Raw genomic sequence first — 22795 nt, 5'->3', positions numbered from 1 at the left:
GACCCGCGGCAGCGCCCGTACGGGTGCCCTTCCCGCCGGCTACTGCACGCCCGTCACCCGAAACTCCACCCGGCGGTTGAGCCGGCGCGTTGCTTCCCGGACGTTGCTGGCCGACGGCTGGGCACCGCCGAGGCCTACGCCGGTAATCCGGCTTTCCGCAATACCCCGGCTCACGAGGTAGGCCTTCACGGCCGACACCCGCTGCTGGCTGAGCACTACGTTTTTCTGCGGGTCGCCCACATTGTCGGTATGGCCGCGCAGCTCGATGCTGATGCCGGGGTTGCCGGCCAGCAACGCCACGAGCTGATTGAGGGCGGGGTAGGAGGAAGGCAGCAGCGCCGCCCGGCCCTGCTCAAACTGCACGTTGTTGAGCGGCATCGTGGTGCCCACGGCCAGGGGCTGGAGCAGAATGTCGCGCACGTAGGGTCCCGGCGCGGGCGTAATGGTGCTGTCGGCCGCCAGGTAGCCGCCGAGCTGCACCCGGGCCGCGTAGCTCCGGCCAGGCTCGGCCGGTACCGAGAACGAGCCGTCGGGGCTGAGCGTCACCGGCGTGTCGCCCAGCTGTAGCCGGGCCTGGGGCAGGGGCTGGAAGGTAATGGCATCCAGCACCCGGCCTTTCCACTGGGCGGTGTTGGGTGGGGGCGGTGCCGGGGCCGGCCGGGTCATGACGCGAAACAGGTTGCAGCCGGCCAGGTCGGTATAGGTGCCGCCGCGCACCCGCCGGGCTTGGCGCCGGGCCATGTCAACCTGGTACATAGCTTTGGGGCCGGCCAGGTAAAGCCGCCGCCGGCCCTGAGCATCGTTCTGAAACAGCAGGTCGCTGTAGCCGCCCTTCCGGGGCAGGCCGGTCAGGGGAGTCAGCTCCGGGGCCGGCTTCCCGGTGGTGAGGTCCACGCGCAGCAGGGCCCCGTCGGAGCTGTAGACCTGGTAGAGCGTGGTGCCGTCGTCGAGGCAGAAGTTGCCGTGGGAGCCAGCCCCGGGAAAGCCGATGGTCGGGTAGTAGGGCGCCTGCCGCATGGGGTCGGTGCTCCAGACGACGGTTACCGAATCCGTCTGGGGACTCACTTTCACCAGCATATTCGCGTCGGAGGTCAGAAAGAACAGGTCGCCCTGCTCATCGGTAGCGGCCGAAATCCAGACGTTTTCGGGGCCCTGGGCCGGCAGTTGCCAACGGGTGTAGCGGCCCTTCCGGATGGCCGGGTCGTAGCGGTACACGTACTCCGGCGCGTCGGTCGGGGATTTGGTGACCGAGTACAGGCAGTTGTCGAAGCCCTTGGTAAGGGCGTAGGACTGGAAGGGCAGCACCCGGCGGTGCACGATGGGCTCGTCGGTAAGGTCGGAGGTGGAAAACTCGTGGATGGTGCGGCAGTCGTCTTCCCACCGGTCGTTGTCGAAGCGCAGGGCCGCAATGCCGTACATTTTGTTGTCGCACTGCTGGTCGGCGTAGCGGCGGCTGACGGGGTTGCCGGTCAGGGTGAACGACTCCAGCAGCTGTTCCCCCGGCCGGCGGTAGCGTCTGTCCTGACTTACTGCGGCCCGGTACTCAATCTGGTACTCGTAGCCGGCCCGCCACAGCCGCCGCCCGATGATGTGAATACGGGCGCTGCCGCCCAGGTCATAGGAGTAGTCGTAGCGTATCTCCTCGTAGGCGCCGGCGTCGCGTTGGCTGAGCCCAAGAACCTGGGCCCGGGGCAGGCGCAGGATGCTGCGTTCCACCGAATCCAGCTGACCACGGCTCAGCAGCTTGGTCAGGTTTTTCTGACTTTCGGGCAGTGGGCGGTACAACACGGTTACCGTGGCCGGAGCGTTGCGCCAGGTTTCACCGGCGTAAAACATGACCTCCGGGCGGTCCTCATCCACGTGGCGGTGCCAGGCGCGGGGGTAGGTGAGCCGGTAGCGCGCCGAAGCGTTGGTGTAGTCAACGGTTGGAGCCGGGGGCCCCTGGGCAAACAGCTTCAGCCAGCATAGCGCCAGTACCAGCGTCAGCAATACCTTCATAAGCAAAACAAGCGGGAGGGAACAGACCGCAAAAGTAAGCAAGCTTGGCCAGCAAGGTTCCAAAACAGTCCGCAACGCCTTGCTGCCAGGCCAGGTTCCCAACGAATGGTCTGTGATTTTCTTGCCGCGGCGGGGTGCTTCGACCTTCCTGCCTCCGCGCCGCTGGGTGCCGGGCTAAACGGCTACGCTCAGGTGGCCGGGCTCGGTCGTCCACTGGTCAGGTCCGGCATTGATGCTCGCGGCATCCGTGTGCATGATGCGGGTCCGGTGCTGCTGTCCCCAGTCGCGCAGGGCTTCCACCACCGGAAACAGCGTGCCGCCGTACTCGGCCAGCGTATAGGTAACCGCTACCGGCACGGCGTGGGCTTCCACGTGGCGGGTTATCAGGCCATTGGTTTCCAGCTCCTTCAGTTCCTTGCTCAGCATCTTGGCCGTGATGCCTGTGACTTCGCGCTGCAGGTGCTTGAAGCGTTTCGGGCCGGTGGACAACCCCACGATGATGGGTAGCTTCCACTTGCCGCCGAGCAGGTCGAGGGCGTCGCGCACGGAGCGCATCGACGCATTACACGCATGGGCAGCGGCGGGGGGAGGAGGAAAAGACATGGCGCAAAGGTCGTTGGAAATGAAGTGAGTAGCATCGGGGGTACCGGTATCCTTTTGTAAACCATTATCCCAGGTAAACCCTTGATGGGCTCACCTTTGCCCAAGTCAGGCCGCCACCGACGGGGCCTGCTACTACCCCAACTGCAAACTGCCAATCCAATGACATTCAACAAGAAAAAGGTGCTTACCGGCGTGCTGACCGCCATTCCGGTCCTGATGATACTGGCCAGTGGAATCATGAAGCTGCTGGGCGGAGCCGAGATTCGCACGGCCCTCGCCGGGGCGGGCGTGGCCGACTACCGCCTGCTGCTGGGGGCTATGGAACTGCTGTTCGCGGCCCTGTTTCTGTACCCGCGCGCCATGAAGCTGGGCTTGCTGCTGCTTACCAGTTACTTCGCCGGGGCCATGGCCACCGACCTCTCGCACGGCCGCAGCCTCCTGGCCCCGGCCCTTATCCTGACGCTGGTCTGGATTGCTGCCTTTGTGCGCGACCGGTCGGCGTTTCTGCCGGCCCGGTCCGCAACGGAACCGGTTTCGCGGGGGTAAGCCACCAGGCTTTGGGCCAGCCCGGTGCCGTGCTCACCAGCGGGGTGTAGTCTCCGGCCTGGGGAAATTGATAACCGGCTTGGCGGCTCCCACCGCTCCCAACGCAGACACCCTGCTTTCCGCCGGCCAACGTGGCACGGGGAAGCAGGGTGTCTGGTTGTCGGTTTACCCGACGGGCGCGCGGGGGCTACCGGATCAGTAGCTTCAGGCGCTGAACGTGGGTGCTCAGCTGCACCGTCACGATGTAGACGCCAGGCGTCAGGCCAGCCGGTACGCGGTAGCCGAGGGCTGAACCAGTCAACTCGGCGTGCACGGCTTCGGCTACTACCTTGCCCTGAGGGTCACGCAGCTGGATGTCGGCCGGACCTTCGTAGTCGCTCACCTTCAGCCAGGACATGCCGCCGGCTTCCACGGGGTTGGTCATCGTTACCTGGGGCCGCTCGGTGGCGCCGGAGGTAGCCCGCGCGGCCGACGAACTGCCCGAAGCAGGAGCCGTCAGCCAGGCCGTCGACTGGGTGGAAACCCGCAGCGTATAGGTCAGGCTATTGCTGGTGGCGCCGTTGTAGCCGTATACCCGCACGTAATAGGTTGCGGCCGGGGCCCCGTTGTAAATAATGGTTTCGGGGTTGGTGCTGGCGGCCGTCGACGAGTACAGCATAGTGCCGCTGCTGTTGTACAGCTCGAGCTCATAGTCGGCGGGCAGGTTGGTGAGCGTCAGCTTGAGGTTGTTGTTGGTCGTGGAGCTCGAGAACTTGTACCAGTCGATATCCGTGCTGGGGCAGATGTAGGCCGAGTTGTTCACGTTCACGCCCACGGCCGCACTGGCCGACAGGGTGCCGTTGGCTTCGAAGTTGTCGGTGGGGCAGCTGGTGGAAGTAGGAATGGTAGCAGTCCAGTTGGCCGCGAAGCCCGGACGGGTGGTGGCGCAGTCGCTGCGGAACTCCAGGTACATCTTGCCCGAAGAGGCCGTCAGCGTGCCGGGGTTGGTGGTGCCCGAATACTTGCCGATCAGCGGAGCCCGGTTGTTGTCGCCGTTGAACACGAGCAGGTGGTCGTAGCTGCTTTCCAGGTCGAAGCTCGAAAACGCCAGGCTTACGCTCGTGGCTCCGGTAGGAGCAATCAGCTGACTTTGCCGTGCGTCGTTGGTGTAGTTGGCCGCGCTGCCGCCGTTGTCATACACGGTGCCCGAGGCAGCCGACAGCGTGGTTACCGCCGGGTTGTTGTTTATGAGCGTGTAGAAGTACTCCCAGTTCCAGTTTACGCCCGGGTCGGTATGCGTCTGGTTGGGATAGTGCTGGTGGCCTTTGATTTTCACGCAGCCGCCGGTGCTGAGCGTGCCCGTGGTGGCCGTTCCGTAAAAGGTGCGCAGCCCGCTGATGCCGTACCCGCTCACGGTGATGTCGCGGGCCAGGGCCGCCGAGCTGGTGTACATGGCCGTCGTGTACCACGAGGCGTCGTTGACGTAGCCTTCGTGTTCGGTGCCGATGGTGTAGGGATTCTCGGAGCCCACGTGCCAGGCCTTGTTGGCCTCGCTCACCATCTGCGTTACCTGTCCGTCGCTGCTGCGGATTACGTAGTGTGCCGAGGCATTGGCCGAGCAGTTCTTAAACCACGAGATGCAGCCGGCGTAGGTGCCCTGGACCGTGTGCACGGCGTAGTGCGTCACGGCTACTCCGTTGCGGGAGCTGTAGTTGCAGGTGGTGAAGTCAGAGAGGGCCGGGCCATAGTCCGTGGAGTTTACCCGCGTCTGGGTGGAGGAGCCCGGGTCGTAGCGCTGGCCTTCGGCTTGCACTGAGGTAGGCGACACCTGGGTAGTGGCGGCGCTCAGAACGGAGTAGTTGGCGCCGAAGATGGCGCTCAGGTCGAGGCGATGATCCGGAAAGTTGAACCGTGCCTGGTTGTCGGCCTTGGCCAAAAACGACAGCACGCTGTAAAGGTGCGCATCCAGGGCGTAGTTGTTGACGGCATCTTTCAGCAGGGGCAGCTCGCTCAGGTCCATCAGCACGGGCAGGTGGTCTGCCGGGTTGCTGCTCGTGAGCCGGCGCTCCGCTACGAGGCGGGAGTAGGCGGCGGCGTAGGCGAGGATGTTGCTGCGCGGGTCGTCCTTGATCTGGGCTTCGCTGATGCCTGAAAGCGCAGCCACCCGGTCCAGGTTTTCACGGAAGTAGCCTTGTCCGTCGGCAAACAAGCCCATGACGCCCGAAGGCAGGGGCATGCCGGTGCAGGAAGGCTGCTCGCTGCGGCCGATGTGGCGGATGTGCGTCTGGGTGTAGGCCACGGCCTCCAGCACGCCGCGCGGAACCGCCGGATTGCGGCGGTAGGCTTCGGCGAAGTCGGCGGCGTACCGCGTGTCGGCAGGGGCAACGCGGCTGGCGACGCTCTGGGCGGGCAGCAGCTCAGGCAGGCCAAGGGTTAAGGCCAAAAGCAGTAAGGTTTTTTTCATACGCGGCTGCCGGAGGTAGTTTAGGTTAGGGTGAGGTTGAAGATTGCTCCGGCCCGGGTAATGTAGGCAGGATTCGGCAAGCTCCCTGCCCTTGGTCGCCGGCCAAAGTCCGAATGGGTGAGTGCAGACTCACCCGCGCTGACCGGAGAATCAAAGGTTTATGCCGGATTACCTTGAATACCGCTTAAATCAGCACCTACGGGCGTAAATAGCGGGATTTTAATATACTGAACGGAAGATGGTCAGGCCAAAATGTTACACTCCGATGTCCGGTTCTTGAGTCGGCTTTCTGCCATGGACCTGCGGCTTGCGAAGTCCGCGGCGTACAAAGTTTCCCGGGCTAGCTTGCCGGCGGCCAAACCAGGTCACCACCGTATGACTTCGTTTCTACCCGGGCTGCGGGGTCCTGTCAAAACCTGATTCCCCTGCTGCTGGCCGGTGGTTGTCTGTATACCGTCGGAATCGTGGTATTCGAGCCGGTGTACATCGGCAGTGAGCCCTACGAACGAACATTTACGGTACGTCACTACCTGGGCTTTGCCGGAGTCGTCAGCAGCCTGCTCTGCTTTTTCCGGGCCCGGCGGTATTTCCGGTTTGTTCTGACCGGAACCCTGCTGCTGGGGCTGGTGCACCTGATCAACTTTCTGCCCGGCATAATAGCCGTGGGCATCCGGCTGCCGCCCGGCAGCTGCTGCAGGAGCGGGGGTAGCTGCCGACCAGCCAAACCAGGCACGGGCACTGTCCCCGGTAGAGTAGGCTGCCAAAGCGGTTTAGCTCTGAGCAAGCTGGTTAAGCGGAGCAGTGGGGTTGGAGCCGGTACAGTATATTGACGCCAGCTAACTATCGTTACCCGATGCGTCTTATCCTGATTTCTACCGCGCTGGTGCTGGCAGCACTGCTCCCACCTTTTACTTCCGCTGCGCAGGTTCCATCCGAAGCTGCGGCAGCTGAGCCGGGCGGGCCGATTCCGCTGGAGCCCGATTCGGTTACGCGCCACCTGTTTTCCAGCAACCGGGTCCGGGCCGTGCTGAAGGTGCGGCTGGATGCGGAAGGGGAAGTGCGCGACACCGTCGCTTTCCAGGAGGTCGATGCCCGGGGGCGCTTTACGGAAGTTCGCTACCGCCAGGCGCCCCGCCTGCACCGGCAGTGGAGCTACGATGCCAAAGGCCGCTGCACGGCCCAGGTTACGCAGCCCAGCACCACTGCGCCTTACACGTTCATTCACACCTATAACCCGGCGCTGCGGCTGGGCTCCCAGCAGGTGCTCCGGCCCAACGGCAACACCACCACGCTCTGCGAGGAATCTGTAATCCAGCAGGGCGACTCCCTGGTAATCGAGACCCGGATTCAGGCTATGCTGATGGGTACCGGCATCAGCAACCGCAAAAGCCGGCAGGTCAGCATCCGTTACGCGCCCCACCCCGATACCATTCTGACCCTGCACTACGGCTACTCAGCCCAGGAGCAGCTGGTGTCGGCCACGGCCAGCTATGGGTTCAGCCGCGAAGGGCATTTACTGGAAGTTGGTCAGCTCGATCTGCAGCAGGCGGCCCGGGCGCAGAAAGTCAAAACGGCGGCCGGACAGCTGGCTCCCCGGTTCACTGTGCGCCAGGCCCTGCACGGGCTGCGGCGGGGCCGGTTTCTTTACCCCCGGCAGCGCTGGGTCTACAACCACCAGGGCCGCGTGGTAGAGCAGAGCATCATGACCCGGCTAAGCCGGGACGGGCAGGTTGCCACTACCCTTATCAAGTACTCCTACAATTCGCTTGGTCAGCTCATTGGCCGGGAGCAAAGCACGTCGTCGGTGTACAGCCCGCCGAAAGCGGCCTACTACGTGTTTTCCTATGCTCCCAACGGCCTGCTGCTGGGCGAAACCTCGGATGCCCGCAGCGAAAAACCCATGTTCTACCGCTACCTGTATCAGTACTACGAGTAAGCCTACTGCGGCTTGCGCGACGACGATTCGCGGATCAGCAGCTTGGGCTTGAGCACGATGTTCTGGGGTGGGGCCGCCGTTTCGGAGGTGGCATTCAGCATTTTCAGCAGCAGGCGCACCGCCGTCTGGCCCATCTGCTCGCACCGCTGGTCCACGGAGGTGATGGTGGGCTCAGTCAGGGAGGTGAACTTCTCGTTGCTGAAGCCCACAATGGCAATGTCCTGGGGAACCCGCAGGCCCTTTTCCTTGACCAGCTGCAAAGCTCCCACCGCGGCCAGATCGTTCGAGGAGAATACCGCGTCGGGTGGGGCAGCAAGCCTGAGCAGCTTCTGCATGCCCTGCCGGCCGCCCTTCTGATCCATGCTGCAAAACACGGTCAGCGGCTCTTCCACGGGCAGGCCGTGGGCTTGCAGCGCGTCGAGGTAGCCTTGGTGCCGGTTTTTGTGGATGTTCAGGTGCAGCGGCCCGGTGAAGTGCGCAATGCGGGTGCAGCCCTGCTCCACGAGGTGCGAAACCACCTCGTAGGCGCCCTGGTAGTCGTCGAGCGACACGGCGGCTACCTTCTGGCCTTCCATGCCTTCGATGATCCGGTCGAAGAACACGAGCGGTACGGTTTGCTTCTGCACGGCCTCGAAATGCTCGAAGTGCTGGGTGGTGTTGGCCAGGGAAACCAGAATGCCTTCCACCTGGGCGTTCATCAGCAGGTCGATGTTCTTGCGCTCCTGCTGCTCGTCCTCGTTCGACTGAAAGATCATCACGTTGAAGCCGGCCTTGCTGGCTTCGGTGGCAATGCCGTGAACGACCAGCGGAAAGAAGTGCCCGGTGATATGGGGCACGAGTACGCCCAGCGTGTTGCTGCGTCCTTTGCGCAGGGCCGCCGCCAGCTGGTTGGGCTGGTAGTTCAGCTCGGCCGCCAGGGCCCGCACCCGCTGCTTGGTGGCCTCACTAACGTCATCATGATTGGCCAGGGCCCGGGAAATAGTGGAGGCCGACAGTTTCAGCTCTTTCGCCAGATCAGTTATTGATGCCCTACGGTTTGCCATTCTCTATCAGTTGCTGCGAGCCAGACTTAAAGGCCGGGCTCAGTCGGGGAGGAAGGACAGTTGGTGCCGTTGCGCCTGCGCAACCCTGTCCCCAACCGGCAAAGTAGTATTGGATAGGTTAAGTTGCTTACTAAATTTAGCAGGGGCCGTCCGGCTCAGCTCGCAAACAGCTCTTCAAAGCCCGTTTTTCCGCCTTTTCACGCCGGCGGCCGGCTGGCCGGATCCGAAAGGTGGCGTTTACGCCGGCTTAGTCCAGCGTAGCGTACCTTGGCAGTGGCGTGAAACCAACGCTGCCAGACAACGCGCGCCCGTCAGCTGCCGCACGTCGACCTGCCGGGTTCAGACTAGGGCAGGATTTTACCGGCGTACTGAAGCTTATTTACTAAAAGTGAGTACTCACATTTGGTACTCTACCGGAAACCCATTACTTGCATGCCCTTAACATTAACGTAACATGGAAGTCGAAACCACATTCAAGTATCCGGCAATCAAGAACTACATCGCCGGTCAGTTTTCCGAACCCGCTTCCAGCTCCACTCTGGATGTATTCAGCCCGCTTACCGGAGCCGTTATTTCTACCGTGCCCCTGTCGGGCATGACCGAGCTCGATCAGGCCGTAAAGGCCGCCGAGGCCGCTTTCCCGGCCTGGTCGGCCATGCCGATCAAGGAGCGGGTTCAGATTTTCTACCGCTACAAAACCCTGCTCGAGCGCGACATGAAGGCCCTGGCCGACCTCGTGCGGGAAGAAAACGGCAAAACCTACGATGAGGCCCGGGCCGAAGTCGAGAAAGCTATTGAGCTGACCGAGTTTGCCTGCTCCATGCCCCAGCTGATTCAGGGCGAGTTTCTGGAGGTTAGCCGCGGCGTTGAGGCCCGCGCCGAGCGTAAGCCCCTTGGCGTGGTGGCCTCTATTGCCCCATTTAACTTCCCCAACATGGTGCCGCACTGGACCATTCCGAACGCCATCGTGCTGGGCAACACCATGATTCTGAAGCCCTCCGAGCAGGTGCCGCTGAGCGCGGTTAAAATCGGTGAACTGCTCAAGGAAGCCGGCCTGCCCGACGGCGTGCTCAACATCGTGAACGGCGACAAGGGCATCGTGGAAGCCATCTGCGACCATCCCGACATCAAAGCCGTGAGCTTCGTGGGCTCGACCAGGATTGCCAAGGTCGTGTACATCCGCGCCAGCGCCAACCTGAAGCGCTGTGTCGCCCTGGGGGGAGCCAAAAACCACCTGATGGTACTGCCCGACGCCCACCCCGACATGACGGCCTCCAACGTGGCGGCTTCGATGTCGGGCTGCGCCGGTCAACGCTGCATGGCCGGCTCCACCATGGTAGGAGTAGGCGCCGTTGACCATATCGTGGCCAAGCTGGTGGAAGAGGCGCGCAAGATTACGGTGGGCCAGAACCTGGGCTCGGTTATCAGCCGCGAAGCCAAGGAGCGGATCGAGCAGCACATCAACGAAGCCGAAGCCGCCGGCGCCAAAGTCCTGCTCGACGGCCGGGGCGTGGTTGTGCCCGGCCACGAGGACGGCTACTACGTGGGCGCTACCGTCATCGACTACGTGACGCCCGGCATGCGCATCGCCCAGGAAGAAGTGTTTGGCCCGGTGCTGGCCATCATGCGGACCAACACGCTCGACGAGGCTTTGGCCATCGAAAATGCGAATCCCTACGGCAACGCGGCCGCCGTCTTTACCCAGAGCGGCAGCAACGCCCGCTACGTGATGGACAACGCCAACGCCGGCATGATTGGCGTGAACATCGGCGTGCCGGTGCCCCGGGAGCCGTTCTCCTTCGGCGGCTGGAATGAGTCGAAGTTCGGTGCCTGCGACATCACCGGCAAAAGCTCGATCGAGTTCTGGACCCAGCTCAAGAAAACCACCACCAAGTGGAACCCTGAGTCGCGCACCAACTGGATGAGCTAGGGCTTTCTTAAGCTGTTGGCTATTGGCTGATAGCTGGTAGCCCCGCAGAAGTATTTTAACACCCAGAATCAGAACCAAACGCTAATAGCCAACCGCTATCAGCAAACAGCTTAGAAAATGGAAACCTATACCGACACCGACCAGGAGCAGATCCTGCGCGACAACCTGGACCATACCCTGTTTTCCTGGTCGAAGCAGGCGGGCCTGAACCCGATCAGTATCGAGCGCGCCGAGGGCGTGTACCTGTGGGACCGCGACGGCAAGCGCTACATCGACTTCTCGTCCCAGCTGATGAACGTGAACATCGGGCACGGCAATCAGAAAGTAACCGAGGCCGTGGCCGCGCAGATGCGCGAGGTCAGCTACGTGTACCCCGGCATGATTACCAAGGCCCGGGGCGACCTCGGCCGCAAGCTCGCCGAAATTACCGCGCCTAACCTGACCAAGGCCTTCTTCACCCTGGGCGGGGCCGAGGCCATTGAAAACGCCATCAAGCTGGCCCGCGTGTACACCGGCCGCCACAAGATCGTGACCCTGTACCAGTCGTTTCACGGTGCCTCGTACGGAGCCATAAGCGCCGGCGGCGACCCCCGCCGCTTTGCCGTCGACAGCCAGGCCATGCCGGGCGTGGTGCATGTCGAGAACCCGTACTTCTACCGCTGCCCCTGGCACAGCACCACCCCCGAAGAGTGCGGGGAGCGGGCTGCGGCCGCCATGGAGCGCATCATCCAGTATGAAAACCCCGGCAGCGTGGCCGCCATCATCATGGAAGGCGAGTCGGGCACGTCGGGCTGCATCAAGTACCCGCCAAACTACTGGAAGCTGGTGCGGCAGATCTGCGACAAGTACGGCATCCTGCTCGTGGCCGACGAGGTGATGTCGGGCTTCGGACGCACCGGCAAGTGGTTCGGCTCCGACCACCACGGCGTGAAGGTGGACCTGATGTGCATGGCCAAGGGCATCACCGCCGGCTACCTGCCCTTGGGCGCGGTAATGGTGGACGAGCAGATTGCCCGCTTCTTCGACGACAAGGCCATGCCCCTGGGTTTGACCTACTCGGCTCACCCGGTTTCCTGCGCTGCCGCCGTGGCCGTGCTCGACATCTACGAAGAGGAAAACCTGCTTGAAAACACGGTGGAGATGGGCAAGCACCTCGACCAGCGCATGGCCGAGCTGATTGCCAAACACCCCAGCATCGGCGACTGGCGCAACACCGGTTTGTTTGGCTGCATCGAGCTGGTGAAAAACCGCGCCACTAAGGAGCCCATGGCGCCCTGGAACGCTACGCCCGACCAGATGGGCATCATGAACCAGGTAGCTGCCAAGATCAAGGAGCTGGGCATGTACACCTTCGTGCGCTGGAACTACATCTTCATCGCCCCCCCGCTCACCATCACCCGGGACGAGCTGGACGAGGGCCTGGCTATTATCAGCGAAGCCATTCGCGTGGCCGACCAGCACGTCAACTAACTCCGGAAAGGCCGGCCTCAGCGGCTGTTGTTTTGCGAATCGATGGGTAAGAAGTTTCAAGCCAGCCTCCTTCTGCTCCTGCTTGTAAGCGGGGCGGGCTGGTTTGTGCCCGGCGCCTGGGCGCAGAAGGCGCCGCCTTTGCTGGTAAACGGGAAACCGTTCGACGAGAAGGGCTGCCTGAAGCTGTCCGAGCTCCGGTCCATCACGATTCCCCACACGAAGCAGGACTCGCTGGGCGTCGCCATTCATCTGGCGCACGGATTTACTGGTCTGGGGGCCAAAGGCTTCACCTCCATCAAGGCCTTCAACACCTTCGACTTGGTTTCCTGGCTGCAGGCGGAGAGGCCGGTCGCCAATCCGACCTATCATAACATCGAGATGGACGCTAACGGGGACAGCTTTACGAAGGCCAGAGCGCGGGATGGCAGCCGGATCATTATTCGCGTGTTCAGCTACAAGAAGGTTCAGGCGCCGGGAGCTACTTATAAGCTGGGCTTCTGCCGGTAGCACTGCGGCCGGGGCCCCGGCTTTCATTTCTCAGATTTTCTTTTTTGACTAGCTCATGTCTCTGCTTTTGAAAAACGGCCGCGTCGTCACGGCTGACTCCGACGCCGTGTGCGACATTCTGATTGACGGTGAAACCATCGTCTCCATCGGCCGCAGCCTGTCGGCGGAAGGAGCGGAGGTTATCGACTGCACCGGCAAGATCATCGTGCCCGGCGGCATCGACCCGCACGTGCACCTGGAGATGCCTTTCATGGGCACGTTCAGCTCCGACACGTACGAAACCGGCACCCGCGCCGCGCTGCACGGCGGCACCACCACCGTCATCGATTTTATTCTGCAGAAGCAGGGCAGTTCGCTGCGCTCGGCATTTGAGGAGTGGAGCGGCCGCGCGACCGGCAATGCCGTGGGCGACTACAGCTTTCACATGGCGGTTACCGACTTCAACCCCAGCACGAAAGAGGAAATCAAGGACATGGTGGCCGAGGGCATCACTTCGTTCAAGACCTTTATGGCCTACAAGGGTGCGCTCATGATTGACGACGCGCAGATGGTGGGGCTGATGCAGGAAGTGAAAACGCACGGCGGCCTCGTCACGGCCCACGCTACCAACGGCGACATGATTGACACCCTGATTGCCCAGCACCGGGCCCAGGGCAAGCTCACGCCGCTCTACCACTACCTCAGCCAGCCCGAAGTCACGGAGGCCGAAGCCTCGGGGCGCTTTGCCGACATTGCCAACTACACCGACGTCAACGCCTACATCGTACACCTTACCTGCGAGGGCGCGCTCAACCAGGTGCGCCGCGCTACGGAGCGCAACCAGCGGGTGTTCGTGGAAACCTGCATTCAGTACCTCGTGCTGGATGCTTCCCTGTATGAGGACGAAGCCAACGGCGCCAAGGTGGTGATGTCGCCGCCGCTGCGGGAGAAGAAAGACCAGGCTACGCTCTGGGCCGGCATCAACCAGGGGCTGGTGCAGGTGGTAGGCACCGACCACTGCCCGTTTATGCTCGAGCAGAAGCGGATGGGCAAGGACGACTTCTCCAAGATTCCAAACGGCCACCCGGCCGTGGAGCACCGCATGGAGCTGCTGTTTTCAGAGGGCGTCAGCCAGGGCCGGATCAGTTTGCAGAAGTTCGTGGAAGTCACCAGCACCAACGCGGCGAAGATCTTCGGTATGTTTCCGCGCAAAGGCACCATCAGCATCGGCGCCGATGCCGACCTGGTGGTTTTCGACCCGGCGAAAAAGCACTCGATTTCGGCCGCCACCCACCACATGAACTGCGACTACTCGGCCTACGAAGGCTGGGAGCTGACCGGCAAAATTGACACCGTGCTGCTGCGCGGCAAGGTCGCTGTGGACGGGGGCGAGACGAAAGTCGGCCGGGGCTACGGGCAGTTCGTCCGGCGCGGCAAAACGGCCTTCTAGCCGCAAAGCTTGGCGGCGTTAGAACAGGTTTTGCAGGGGTAGCTCAACGCCGTTTTTGCCGGTGGCTAAATGCTCCAAAAAAATCTTGTGCGCGGTTCCGGAAGGTTTCACTAAATTTAGAAGATGCGACTCCGCGTAACCGCTTTCAAACGCGCGTGGCCCGGCGCTCAGGCATCTACCAACTCAACTCAAACACCCTTAAAATTCCCTCTTCCCAATGCCACGAATTATCAAATCCGGCCTGATTCAGATGAGCCTGCCCATGACCGAGGGCGAAGGCACGATCCAGGAAATCATGAAGGCCATGGTGGACAAGCACATTCCCCTCATCGAAGAAGCCGGCCGCCAGGGCGTGCAGATTCTGTGCCTTCAGGAAATCTTCAACACCCCGTATTTCTGTCCCGGCCAGGACAAGGCCTGGTATGCTTCTGCCGAGGCCGTGCCCGGCCCGACGACCGACCTGATGGCCGAGTACGCCAAGAAGTATAACATGGTCATCATCGTGCCCATCTATGAGCGTGAGTCGGCCGGCTTCCTGTACAACACCGCCGCCGTTATCGACGCCGACGGCACCTACCTGGGCAAGTACCGCAAGAACCACATCCCGCACACGTCGGGCTTCTGGGAAAAGTACTTCTTCAAGCCGGGCAACCTGGGCTACCCCGTGTTCCAAACCAAGTACGCCAAAGTAGGCGTGTACATCTGCTACGACCGTCACTTCCCCGACGGTGCCCGGGTGCTGGGCCTGAACGGCGCCGAAATCGTGTACAACCCCTCCGCTACCGTAGCCGGTCTGTCGCAGTACCTCTGGAAGCTGGAGCAGCCCGCGCACGCGGCGGCCAACGGCTACTTCATGGGCTGCATCAACCGCGTCGGCGAGGAGAAGCCCTGGAACCTGGGCAAATTCTACGGCACCAGCTACTTCGTTGACCCCCGGGGCCAGATCATCGCCCAGGCTTCGGAGGACCAGGATGAGCTGCTGATTTCGGAGTTCGACCTCGACATGATTGACGAAGTGCGCTCCACCTGGCAGTTCTTCCGCGACCGTCGGCCCGAGACCTACGAGAAGCTGGTTGAGTTGTAGGCCCCCATTCCACCTGTCATCCTGAGCTTGCGAAGGACCTTAGCACCGCAGAACGAGTCGTTGTTGCGTCAGACGTTCCAACGCTAGTCGTTCAAACCTGATAAGGTCCTTCGCTCTGCTCAGGATGACAGTTTATTTACCTCCCTTTCCCACTACCGACCACTGCCGCATGGCTGAATTTTCTACTCCTACCACTGAGCACGAATTTGCCGAGAACTTCGCGCAGCTGAAGCCCCTGATGAACAACACGGAGGCGCTGTACGAAAGCTCCCGCTGCCTGTTCTGCTTTGACGCGCCCTGCATCAAGGCCTGCCCGTCGGGCATCGACATTCCGCTTTTCATCCGGCAGATCAACTCCGGCAACACCACCGGCGCGGCCCGCACCATCTACGACGCCAACTACTTCGGCAACGCCTGCGGCAAGGTGTGCCCCACCGAAGTGCTGTGCGAAGGCGCTTGCGTGTACAACCTGCAGGACATGAAGCCCATCGAAATCGGCCGCCTGCAAAGCCATGCCACCCGGTCGGTAATCGACGCCAACAAGCATCTCTACAAGGCCGGCGCGCCCAACGGCCGCAAGGTCGCCATCATCGGCGCCGGTCCGGCTGGTATTTCTGCCGCCTGTGAGCTGCGGGCCCTGGGCTACGTGGTCGACGTGTTTGAGGCGAAGAGCCACCCTTCGGGCCTTACACTGTACGGCGTGGCACCCTACAAAATCACCAACGAGGAGACGCTGGCCGAAATGAACTACCTGCAGGAGCAGTTCGGCTACAGCGTGTTCTACAACCACCCGATCAGCTCGCGCCAGGACCTGGAAAACCTGGAGAAAACCTACGACGCCATTTTCCTGGGCATCGGCCTGGGCCAGACCAACGCCCTGCGCCTGCCGGGCGAAGAGCGCGACAACGTGGTGGGCGCGGTGGAGTTCATCGAGCAGCTGCGGATGCGCAAGCAGGGCACGCCGGTGGGCCGCAAAGTGGTAGTCCTCGGTGGGGGCAACACGGCCATGGATGCCGCTTCCGAATCGTCGCGGCTGGGGGCTGAGCACGTGGTGCTGGCGTACCGCCGGGGCAAAGAGGAAATGGGCGCGTACGAGTTTGAGTACGACCTCGCCAAGGGCGTGGGCGTGCAGGGCTTGTTTAACGTGGCGCCGGTTGAAATCCTGGGCAACGGCAAGGTCGAAGGCGTGCGGTTCGTGCGCACCGTCACGACCGGCGACAAAGTGTCGACCGTGCCCGGCAGCGAGTTTGTGGAGCCCTGCGACATGGTGATTAAAGCCACGGGGCAAGCCAAGCAGGCCGGGTTCCTGAGCATGATTCCCGGGCTGAAGCTGGACGACAAGGGCCGCATCATCACCAACGCGGAAACCGGCCAGACGACTAACCCGCAGTACTTCGCCTCCGGCGACGCCCGCAACGGTGGGGCTGAAGTGGTAAACGCTGCCGCCGAAGCCAAAGCCACCGCCCGCGCCATCCATGCCTTTTTGAGCAAGTAAACCAGTCAAGGAACTGTCATCCTGAGGCGTAAGCCGAAGGACCTTGTCACAGCAGAACGAGTCGTTGTTACGACTGTCGTTCAAACCTGATAAGGTCCTTCGCAAAGCTCAGGATGACATTACGATAGAACGACAATGCCAGACCTCTCCATAAATTTTGCCGGGATTAAGTCGCCGAATCCCTTCTGGCTGGCTTCGGCCCCGCCGACCAACTCCGGCTACCAGATCATGAAAGCCTTCGACGCGGGCTGGGGCGGCGCCGTCTGGAAAACCCTGGGCGTGCCGGTCGTGAACGTGTCGAGCCGCTACGGGGGCGTCAACTACCGCGACAAGCGCCTGGTGGGCTTCAACAACATCGAGCTGATTTCGGACCGGCCCCTGGCCGACAACCTGCGCGAGATTGAGGAAGTGAAAAAGCGGTTCCCGAACCACGCCGTCATTGCCTCCCTCATGGTGCAGAGCCGGCAGGAGTGGCACGACATCGTGCGCCAAAGCCAGGACGCCGGCGCCGACGGCTTCGAGCTGAACTTCGGCTGCCCCCACGGCATGTGCGAGCGGGGCATGGGCTCGGCCGTCGGGCAGGAGCCCAAGGTGCTGCAGATGATTGTGGAATGGGTGATGGAAGTGGCCCAGAAGCCCGTCATCGTGAAGCTCACGCCCAACATCTCGGACATTACCGAGCCGGCCCGTGCCGCCCGCCGTGCCGGAGCCGACGCCATCTCGCTGATCAACACCATCCAGAGCATCGTGGGCGTCGACCTCGACAACTTCGCGGCTTACCCGATTGTAGACGGCAAGAGCACCAATGGGGGCTACTGCGGCCCGGCCGTGAAGCCCATTGCCCTGAACATGGTGAAAAACTGCGCCCAGCATCCCGACGTGCGCCTGCCCATCTCGGGCATCGGCGGCATTGAGACGTGGCGCGACGCGGTGGAGCACATCCTACTCGGCGCTTCCTCGGTGCAGGTGTGCACGGCGGCCATGCACTACGGCTTCGGCATCATCCGCGAAATGACGTCCGGCCTCGAGCAGTACATGGTTGACAAGGGCTTCAACACCATCTACGACTTCGTCGGCAAGGCCCTGCCCAACGTCACGCACTGGGAAGACCTGAACATGAAGTACAAGGTTACGGCCAACATCCACGAGGAGAAGTGCATCGGCTGCCAGCTGTGCTACACCGCCTGCGAGGATGGCGCCCACCAGGCCATCCGCCTGAATGCCGGCACCCGCGTACCCGAAATCATCGAGGAAAACTGTGTAGGCTGCAACCTCTGCTCGCTCGTGTGCCCGGTGGAGCAGTGCATCACGATGGACCGCACTGACCCCGGCACCGAGCACCTCACCTGGAAGGAGCGGGTCGAGGCCGGCACCGCGCCCACGGAGTTCAACGACGAAAAAGCCGGTGGCCGCCACCACTGGGTGCCCGAGCCCTCGGCCGCCCTGGGCAAGGAAAGGCACAAAACCCTGCCCGGCAAAGCCCGGGTCCTGAATGGTGAAACCGAAATTCCGGCCGAAGCCTAACCTCAGCTACCAAGTTTTTGAAAAGCCTTTCTGCATGCTGTAGGAAGGCTTTTTTAATGCTGCATGACCAGCAAAAGGGCGGCTGCCGGCCGGTCAGCGGAGCCGTTATGCCCATCCGGGAGCAATAGATGACACGGAGGAGCTTAGGAGTGTTACATTCGCCCAGCGCTATTCTTGCGAAACGGATACTTACCCCGGTAGGCGCTTCCGGTCGCACTGCCTGGCAGTCAGATTAGGCGGATCATCACCGGCCCACACCTACCCCACAAAGGAAATCAATGACCGTTCGCCCTATTGAAGCTTCGCCCCAGTCCTATGCCCGGCTGGGCGGTGCCCTATACCTGGTCATCATTGTGTTCGGGGCTTTTGCGGAAGGATTTATTACCAGCAAGCTGGTGGTGTCGGGCAACGCGGCGGCTACGGGCCGGAATATCCTGGCCGCGCCCCTGCTGTGGCAGCTCGGGGTAGCGGCCAACCTGCTACTCGTGTTTTGCGCGGTGCCGCTGCTCTGGATTGAATACCTGCTGCTGCGGCCCGTAAGCAAAAGTCTGGTGCTGCTGGCCGTGCTGCTGAACGTGGTCTCCCTGGCAGTTGAAGCAATGAGCAAGGTGTTTATGCTGCTGGTCATGCGGATCCTGAAGATGGGTGGGCTTGAAGCCCTCCAGCAAATGAATCTGGCCAACCTGGCGCTAAAGGCCCACGACGTTTCCTTTAACGTCGCCCTGCTGTTTTTTGGCCTCACCTGCCTGCTGAACGGCTACTTGATTTACCAATCCGGCTACTTCCCCCGCGTTATCGGCACCCTGATGCAGGTAGCCGGAGCGTGCTACCTGGTGTCCTGCACGGCGGCTCTGTTTGCCCCGGCCCTGGCCGATCTGCTGATTCCCGCCATTCTGCTGCCCTGCCTGGTGGGCGAGTCGTCGCTGTGTCTGTGGCTACTGATAAAGGGGGTTAACCGGGCCAGGTGGGACGAAGCGGTCAGCCGTGGCCCCGGGGTCTAAGCCGGGTTTCGTGAATTGAAAAAAGCCTCTTCCTAGCTAGTAAGAGGCTTTTTTGGATGGCCTGCCTGCCGGCGCTACCGCTCCAGCTTGAAGCCGGGCTCCCGGGCGGGCGGCGCTGTTCGGTTGGCTACGGCCCAGCCGGTGAGGTACATCCAGCGCGTCATGCCCAGCAGCTTGGCGTAGTTGATGCGGCCCGGCTCGTCGCGGGGCGTGTGGTAGTCGGGGTGGAGCAGGGAGGTATACATGATGGCCGGGATGCCCAGGCGGGCGTAGGGCAGGTGGTCGGAGCGGAAGTACCAACCCTCGGGGTGGGTGGCCTTGTCCCACTCGGTGTCCAGCTTAAACTTCGGACCCGCCTGATTGGCGGCCAGGGCCGTTTTTACCAGGTCAGACGAGTTGAGGTGGGGCGGGGTGGAGCCTAGCAGCGCGGCGCTGTCGGGGGCGTTGCGGCCCATCATTTCGGCGTTCAGCACGGCCACGATGGAGGCCTGCGGCACCGTCGGGGTAGCGGAGAAGTAGCGGGAGCCCAGCAGGCCGCGTTCCTCGGCTCCATGGTAGACGAACAGGGCTGAGCGGCGGGCGGGCTGCTGCTTGAACGCCCGCATCAGGGCCAGCAAAGCCGCGCAGCCGGTGCCGTTGTCGTCGGCTCCGTTCCAGATGGAGTCGCCCGCCACCGCGTGCCGCACGCCGTCGTGGTCCTGGTGGGTGCTGAACAGCACGTGCTCGTTTTTCAGCTGGGCATCGGTACCGGGCGTTTTGGCCACGATGTTCACGGAAGGATAGGCAAAGCTTTCCACCCGCAGGTCGGCCACGAACTGCTGCCCGCTTTGCTGCACCCAGCCCAGGGCCGAGGCCGGCAGCAGCAGCACCGGTGGGGAGGAAACAACCTTCACGCTGGCATCGGCGGGCAGGCCGTAGCGGCCGCGCTCATAGGTGTGGCCCCAGTGCTCATAGATGTCCTGGGCCCGAGCATCGGATACGAACACCACGGCCACCGCTCCGGCCTTTAGCAGCTCGGCCGACTTGTCGCGCAGCGTGGCGCTCAAAAACCGGCGGAAGCTCACGTCGGGGGTAGGATTGCCGGAAAACAGCAGGGCTACGGCTTTGCCCTTGATGTCGGCTTTCGCCAGCTCGGCGGGCGTGCCGGTGCCCACGTACACTAGCGGGGCCGTTACGGCGGCGTTGATGGGCGCAAACACCAGCGCGTCGCGGTTGGGCTGCAGCTGATGGGTGCCAATGCTCAGGCGGCTGGCTTTGGTGAGGCGGGTGCGCTGGATGTGAAAGAACTGAAAGTAGGTGCCATCGTCGCCGGCGGGCTGCATGCCGATGGCGCGCATCTGCTCGGCCAGCCACATCGACGCCCGCAGCTCATCAAGCGTGCCGCCTTCCCGTCCCCGGTACGTGTCGCCGGCCAGGGCCAGCAGGTCGCGCCGGAGGTCGGCTTCACGAATGGCATTGATGGCGCCGGACTTGCTGGCCGGAGCGCTGGTTTTGACCTTTGGTTTCGTCTGGGCTGCCAGACCAGCCGGCAGGCAAAGCGCGGCCAGCAGCAGGAGGGAAGCGGGTTTCATAGGAGGGCTTAGGGCCTTAGGTCTTAGTTACGGGAGGGTTTTGATCGAGCCCGGGACTTCAGGGCTTGGTTTTCGGGGTTAGCAGATAGTCCTTTTTGCCGGTGTAGGTTACAATGCAAAGCAAAAATGCCCGTCATCCTGACGAAAAAAGGACCTTATCCCGACTGAACGAGTCGTTGCTACGAGTATCGTTCAAACTGGATAAGGTCCTTCGTCGCCGCCTGAGGCGCGGAATGCTCAGGATGTTAAGGACAGATTTAGGAACCTAAGACCTAACGCCTAAGTCCCTAAGCCCTAAAACCTACTTCTGCTTTTCGGCCCAGGCGTCCATCTTGCGCTCCAGCACAGCCAGGGGCATCACGCCATCCTTGAGCAGCTCGTCGTGGAAGTTGCTCAGGTTGAACTTGCTGCCCAGCTGCTGGGTGTACTTCTGGCGCAGCTCCTGAATCTTGAGCGCCCCGGTCTTGTAGCTCAGCGCCTGACCCGGAATGGCCATGTACCGCTCGATTTCCGCAATGGCGCCTTCCTCGCTGATGGCTTCGTTGTCGAGCATGTACTTGATGGCATCTTCCCGACTCATGTTGCGGGTGTGCAGGCCGGTATCGACTACTAGGCGCACGGCGCGGTGCATCTCGTCGCCGAGGGCACCCATGTACTGGTAGGGGTCGGTGTAGAGGCCCAGCTCCTTGCCCAGGCTTTCGGTGTAGAGCGCCCAGCCCTCACCCATGGCGCCGTACCAGGCAAACTGCCGGAACTTGGGCAGGTCTTTGTTTTCCTGCTGGAGCGAAATCTGGTAGTGGTGGCCGGGAATGGCTTCGTGCAGAAACAGCGACTCCATGCCCGAGGTCACGTTGAAGGTGGTGGCGTCCACAATCGGAATGTAGAAGATGCCGGGGCGGGAACCGTCGGGGGAGCCCTGGTTGTACTCGGCCGAAGCCGAGGCAGCCCGGAAGGCTTCGGTCTGCCGAATTTCGAACGGCGTCTTGGGCGTGCGCCCGAACATCTTTTTCAGGTTCGGGTCTATCTTGGCCTGAATGGCATGGAAGGCGTCGAGCACCTGCTGGGGCGTCTTGTAGGGCATCAGCCTGGGGTCCTTTTTCAGGGCCGCGAAAAAGCCGGGCAGGTCGCCCTGATAGCCGACCTGGGCTTTCACCTTCTCCATTTCACCGCGGATGCGGGCCACTTCGGCCAGGCCGGTCTTGTAGATTTCCTCCGGCGTCTTGTCGGTAGTCGTCCAGTTCTTGACGTAGTAGGTGTACATTTCCGCCCCGCCGGGCACGCCCGAGATACCGCTCGTGGCCCGGGCCTTGGGCAGGTACTCCTTTTCCAGGAAGTCGGCCAGCTTGCGGTAGGTGGGCACCAACTGGGTGCTGATGGCCTTCTGATAGTCGGCCGTCAGGCGCTGGCGGTCGGCGGCGCTGATGGATTCCGGAAACCGGTTGATGGGGCCGTAGAACAGTGACTTGGTGGGGTCCGCGACGAGGATGTCCTTGCCGCGGAGCTGGGGAATCATCTTCACGACCAGGGCCCGGGGCAGCACGATGCCGGCCTTCATGCCCTGGCGGAAGTTGGCAATGGCCGAGTCGGCCCACACCGTGAAGCCCTGCACGCGGCCCAACCAGTTTTCGTAGTCCTTGGCGGTCTTGAACGGCTGGGCGCCCTCACCCGAGCCGTACTGGCCCAGCGTGAGCGGCAGGCCCCAGAACTGGTTGGCGGGAATCATCCAGGTGTTGAGCCGCAGTCCCGCCAGGCGCTGCTCCAGGTCGTACTTGAAGATGTCGTAGCTGATCTTGTCGTTGTCCGACAGCTTTTCCCGGTCAAACTTCTGAATCCGGGTCAGGTAGTCCTGGTAGAAGGTCTGCAGCGTGTCGCGGAACGCCTTGGTCTGGTCGTTGGGCAGCAGGTGGTTGTAGCGGTTGTCGCCCTGGCTCGTGGCCGACAGCGGATCGAGGCGGGACTGGGTTTCCCAGAAGCTGGAGAACAAAGTCGGCAGGTCCTGCTGCTGGCCGTTTTCGCCCTGGCCGGTGGCGTTGTCGGCGGTTTTGTTCTGGTTGCAGGCCGTAGCCAGGAGAGCGGCTGCGAGGCCGGCGCTGAGCGCAAGTTTTTTCATCGGGAAATTGGTCGGAGAAAAGAAAATCAGGGCTTAAAGCTAAGCAGTTCGCCGGGCTTTGCGCCAACGGACGCGGCCCCCGCCGGAAGGCTGCAAGCCCGGCTA

16 protein-coding genes are annotated in these 22795 nt (G+C 62.3%); 10 read left to right on the top strand and 6 right to left on the bottom strand.

Annotated features, from left to right (window positions below):
• Positions 1 to 39 precede the first annotated feature (39 nt).
• Both LJY25_RS09170 and LJY25_RS09165 read right to left on the bottom strand, forming a co-directional pair.
• Complete coding sequence (locus LJY25_RS09170) at positions 40 to 1998, bottom strand: OmpA family protein (RefSeq protein ID WP_227608024.1); 1959 nt, start codon at positions 1996 to 1998, stop codon at positions 40 to 42.
• A gap of 174 nt (positions 1999 to 2172) precedes the next feature.
• Complete coding sequence (locus LJY25_RS09165) at positions 2173 to 2601, bottom strand: winged helix-turn-helix transcriptional regulator (protein WP_227608023.1); 429 nt, start codon at positions 2599 to 2601, stop codon at positions 2173 to 2175.
• Positions 2602 to 2760: 159 nt separating this feature from the next.
• Between LJY25_RS09165 and LJY25_RS09160 the strand changes: the two genes are divergently transcribed.
• Positions 2761 to 3147, top strand: a complete 387-nt coding sequence (locus LJY25_RS09160; protein WP_227608022.1) for a DoxX family protein — start codon at positions 2761 to 2763, stop codon at positions 3145 to 3147.
• Between the two features lie 187 nt (positions 3148 to 3334).
• Here LJY25_RS09160 and LJY25_RS09155 read toward each other — a convergent pair whose 3' ends face one another.
• Positions 3335 to 5590, bottom strand: coding sequence for an N-acetylmuramoyl-L-alanine amidase (locus LJY25_RS09155; RefSeq protein ID WP_227608021.1), 2256 nt, complete (start codon positions 5588 to 5590; stop codon positions 3335 to 3337).
• An 853-nt stretch (positions 5591 to 6443) separates the two neighbouring features.
• Between LJY25_RS09155 and LJY25_RS09150 the strand changes: the two genes are divergently transcribed.
• Entirely contained in the window at positions 6444 to 7526 is a 1083-nt protein-coding gene (locus tag LJY25_RS09150; RefSeq protein WP_227608020.1) for a hypothetical protein, read from the top strand.
• Positions 7527 to 7528: 2 nt separating this feature from the next.
• On the opposite strand, the gene LJY25_RS09145 is transcribed toward LJY25_RS09150, so the two are convergent.
• Complete coding sequence (locus tag LJY25_RS09145) at positions 7529 to 8569, bottom strand: LacI family DNA-binding transcriptional regulator (protein WP_227608019.1); 1041 nt, start codon at positions 8567 to 8569, stop codon at positions 7529 to 7531.
• A 454-nt stretch (positions 8570 to 9023) separates the two neighbouring features.
• Between LJY25_RS09145 and LJY25_RS09140 the strand changes: the two genes are divergently transcribed.
• The 8 genes from LJY25_RS09140 to LJY25_RS09105 all read left to right on the top strand — a co-directional run bounded on the left by LJY25_RS09140 (position 9024) and on the right by LJY25_RS09105 (position 19009).
• Entirely contained in the window at positions 9024 to 10499 is a 1476-nt protein-coding gene (locus tag LJY25_RS09140; RefSeq protein ID WP_227608018.1) for a CoA-acylating methylmalonate-semialdehyde dehydrogenase, read from the top strand.
• Positions 10500 to 10616: 117 nt separating this feature from the next.
• Positions 10617 to 11969: an aminotransferase class III-fold pyridoxal phosphate-dependent enzyme gene (locus tag LJY25_RS09135; RefSeq protein WP_227608017.1), complete on the top strand. Its 1353-nt coding sequence runs from the start codon at positions 10617 to 10619 to the stop codon at positions 11967 to 11969.
• A 42-nt stretch (positions 11970 to 12011) separates the two neighbouring features.
• A complete protein-coding gene (locus tag LJY25_RS09130) occupies positions 12012 to 12476 on the top strand; it encodes a hypothetical protein (RefSeq protein WP_227608016.1) in 465 nt (154 codons plus the stop codon).
• Positions 12477 to 12531: 55 nt separating this feature from the next.
• Positions 12532 to 13905, top strand: a complete 1374-nt coding sequence (gene hydA, locus LJY25_RS09125; protein ID WP_227608015.1) for a dihydropyrimidinase — start codon at positions 12532 to 12534, stop codon at positions 13903 to 13905.
• A 217-nt stretch (positions 13906 to 14122) separates the two neighbouring features.
• Entirely contained in the window at positions 14123 to 14989 is an 867-nt protein-coding gene (locus tag LJY25_RS09120; RefSeq protein ID WP_227608014.1) for a nitrilase-related carbon-nitrogen hydrolase, read from the top strand.
• 169 nt (positions 14990 to 15158) lie between these two features.
• A complete protein-coding gene (locus LJY25_RS09115; protein WP_227608013.1) occupies positions 15159 to 16484 on the top strand; it encodes an FAD-dependent oxidoreductase in 1326 nt (441 codons plus the stop codon).
• A 135-nt stretch (positions 16485 to 16619) separates the two neighbouring features.
• A complete protein-coding gene (preA, locus tag LJY25_RS09110; protein ID WP_227608012.1) occupies positions 16620 to 18008 on the top strand; it encodes an NAD-dependent dihydropyrimidine dehydrogenase subunit PreA in 1389 nt (462 codons plus the stop codon).
• Positions 18009 to 18286: 278 nt separating this feature from the next.
• Positions 18287 to 19009 carry a DUF4386 domain-containing protein gene (locus tag LJY25_RS09105; RefSeq protein ID WP_227608011.1) on the top strand — a complete coding sequence of 241 codons (723 nt, stop codon included), beginning with the start codon at positions 18287 to 18289 and terminating at the stop codon, positions 19007 to 19009.
• Between the two features lie 74 nt (positions 19010 to 19083).
• Here the strand turns inward: LJY25_RS09105 and LJY25_RS09100 are convergent, their stop codons facing one another.
• On the bottom strand, positions 19084 to 20580 hold the full coding sequence (locus tag LJY25_RS09100; RefSeq protein WP_227608010.1) for a M28 family peptidase: 1497 nt from the start codon (positions 20578 to 20580) through the stop codon (positions 19084 to 19086).
• A 301-nt stretch (positions 20581 to 20881) separates the two neighbouring features.
• On the bottom strand, positions 20882 to 22690 hold the full coding sequence (locus LJY25_RS09095) for a DUF885 domain-containing protein (RefSeq protein ID WP_227608009.1): 1809 nt from the start codon (positions 22688 to 22690) through the stop codon (positions 20882 to 20884).
• Positions 22691 to 22795: the final 105 nt, after the last annotated feature.

The organism is Hymenobacter translucens (assembly GCF_020685205.1).
GTDB classification, from domain to species: Bacteria; Bacteroidota; Bacteroidia; order Cytophagales; family Hymenobacteraceae; genus Hymenobacter; species Hymenobacter translucens.
This window is presented reverse-complemented; position numbering and strand designations above follow the sequence as displayed.

Bases quoted from the DNA above. Each gene is read 5' to 3' on its own strand.
- LJY25_RS09170 (WP_227608024.1), bottom strand. From the start codon at position 1,998: ATGAAGGTATTGCTGACGCTGGTACTGGCGCTATGCTGGCTGAAGCTG.
- LJY25_RS09165 (WP_227608023.1), bottom strand. From the start codon at position 2,601: ATGTCTTTTCCTCCTCCCCCCGCCGCTGCCCATGCGTGTAATGCGTCG.
- LJY25_RS09160 (WP_227608022.1), top strand. From the start codon at position 2,761: ATGACATTCAACAAGAAAAAGGTGCTTACCGGCGTGCTGACCGCCATT.
- LJY25_RS09155 (WP_227608021.1), bottom strand. From the start codon at position 5,590: ATGAAAAAAACCTTACTGCTTTTGGCCTTAACCCTTGGCCTGCCTGAG.
- LJY25_RS09150 (WP_227608020.1), top strand. From the start codon at position 6,444: ATGCGTCTTATCCTGATTTCTACCGCGCTGGTGCTGGCAGCACTGCTC.
- LJY25_RS09145 (WP_227608019.1), bottom strand. From the start codon at position 8,569: ATGGCAAACCGTAGGGCATCAATAACTGATCTGGCGAAAGAGCTGAAA.
- LJY25_RS09140 (WP_227608018.1), top strand. From the start codon at position 9,024: ATGGAAGTCGAAACCACATTCAAGTATCCGGCAATCAAGAACTACATC.
- LJY25_RS09135 (WP_227608017.1), top strand. From the start codon at position 10,617: ATGGAAACCTATACCGACACCGACCAGGAGCAGATCCTGCGCGACAAC.
- LJY25_RS09130 (WP_227608016.1), top strand. From the start codon at position 12,012: ATGGGTAAGAAGTTTCAAGCCAGCCTCCTTCTGCTCCTGCTTGTAAGC.
- hydA (WP_227608015.1), top strand. From the start codon at position 12,532: ATGTCTCTGCTTTTGAAAAACGGCCGCGTCGTCACGGCTGACTCCGAC.
- LJY25_RS09120 (WP_227608014.1), top strand. From the start codon at position 14,123: ATGCCACGAATTATCAAATCCGGCCTGATTCAGATGAGCCTGCCCATG.
- LJY25_RS09115 (WP_227608013.1), top strand. From the start codon at position 15,159: ATGGCTGAATTTTCTACTCCTACCACTGAGCACGAATTTGCCGAGAAC.
- preA (WP_227608012.1), top strand. From the start codon at position 16,620: ATGCCAGACCTCTCCATAAATTTTGCCGGGATTAAGTCGCCGAATCCC.
- LJY25_RS09105 (WP_227608011.1), top strand. From the start codon at position 18,287: ATGACCGTTCGCCCTATTGAAGCTTCGCCCCAGTCCTATGCCCGGCTG.
- LJY25_RS09100 (WP_227608010.1), bottom strand. From the start codon at position 20,580: ATGAAACCCGCTTCCCTCCTGCTGCTGGCCGCGCTTTGCCTGCCGGCT.
- LJY25_RS09095 (WP_227608009.1), bottom strand. From the start codon at position 22,690: ATGAAAAAACTTGCGCTCAGCGCCGGCCTCGCAGCCGCTCTCCTGGCT.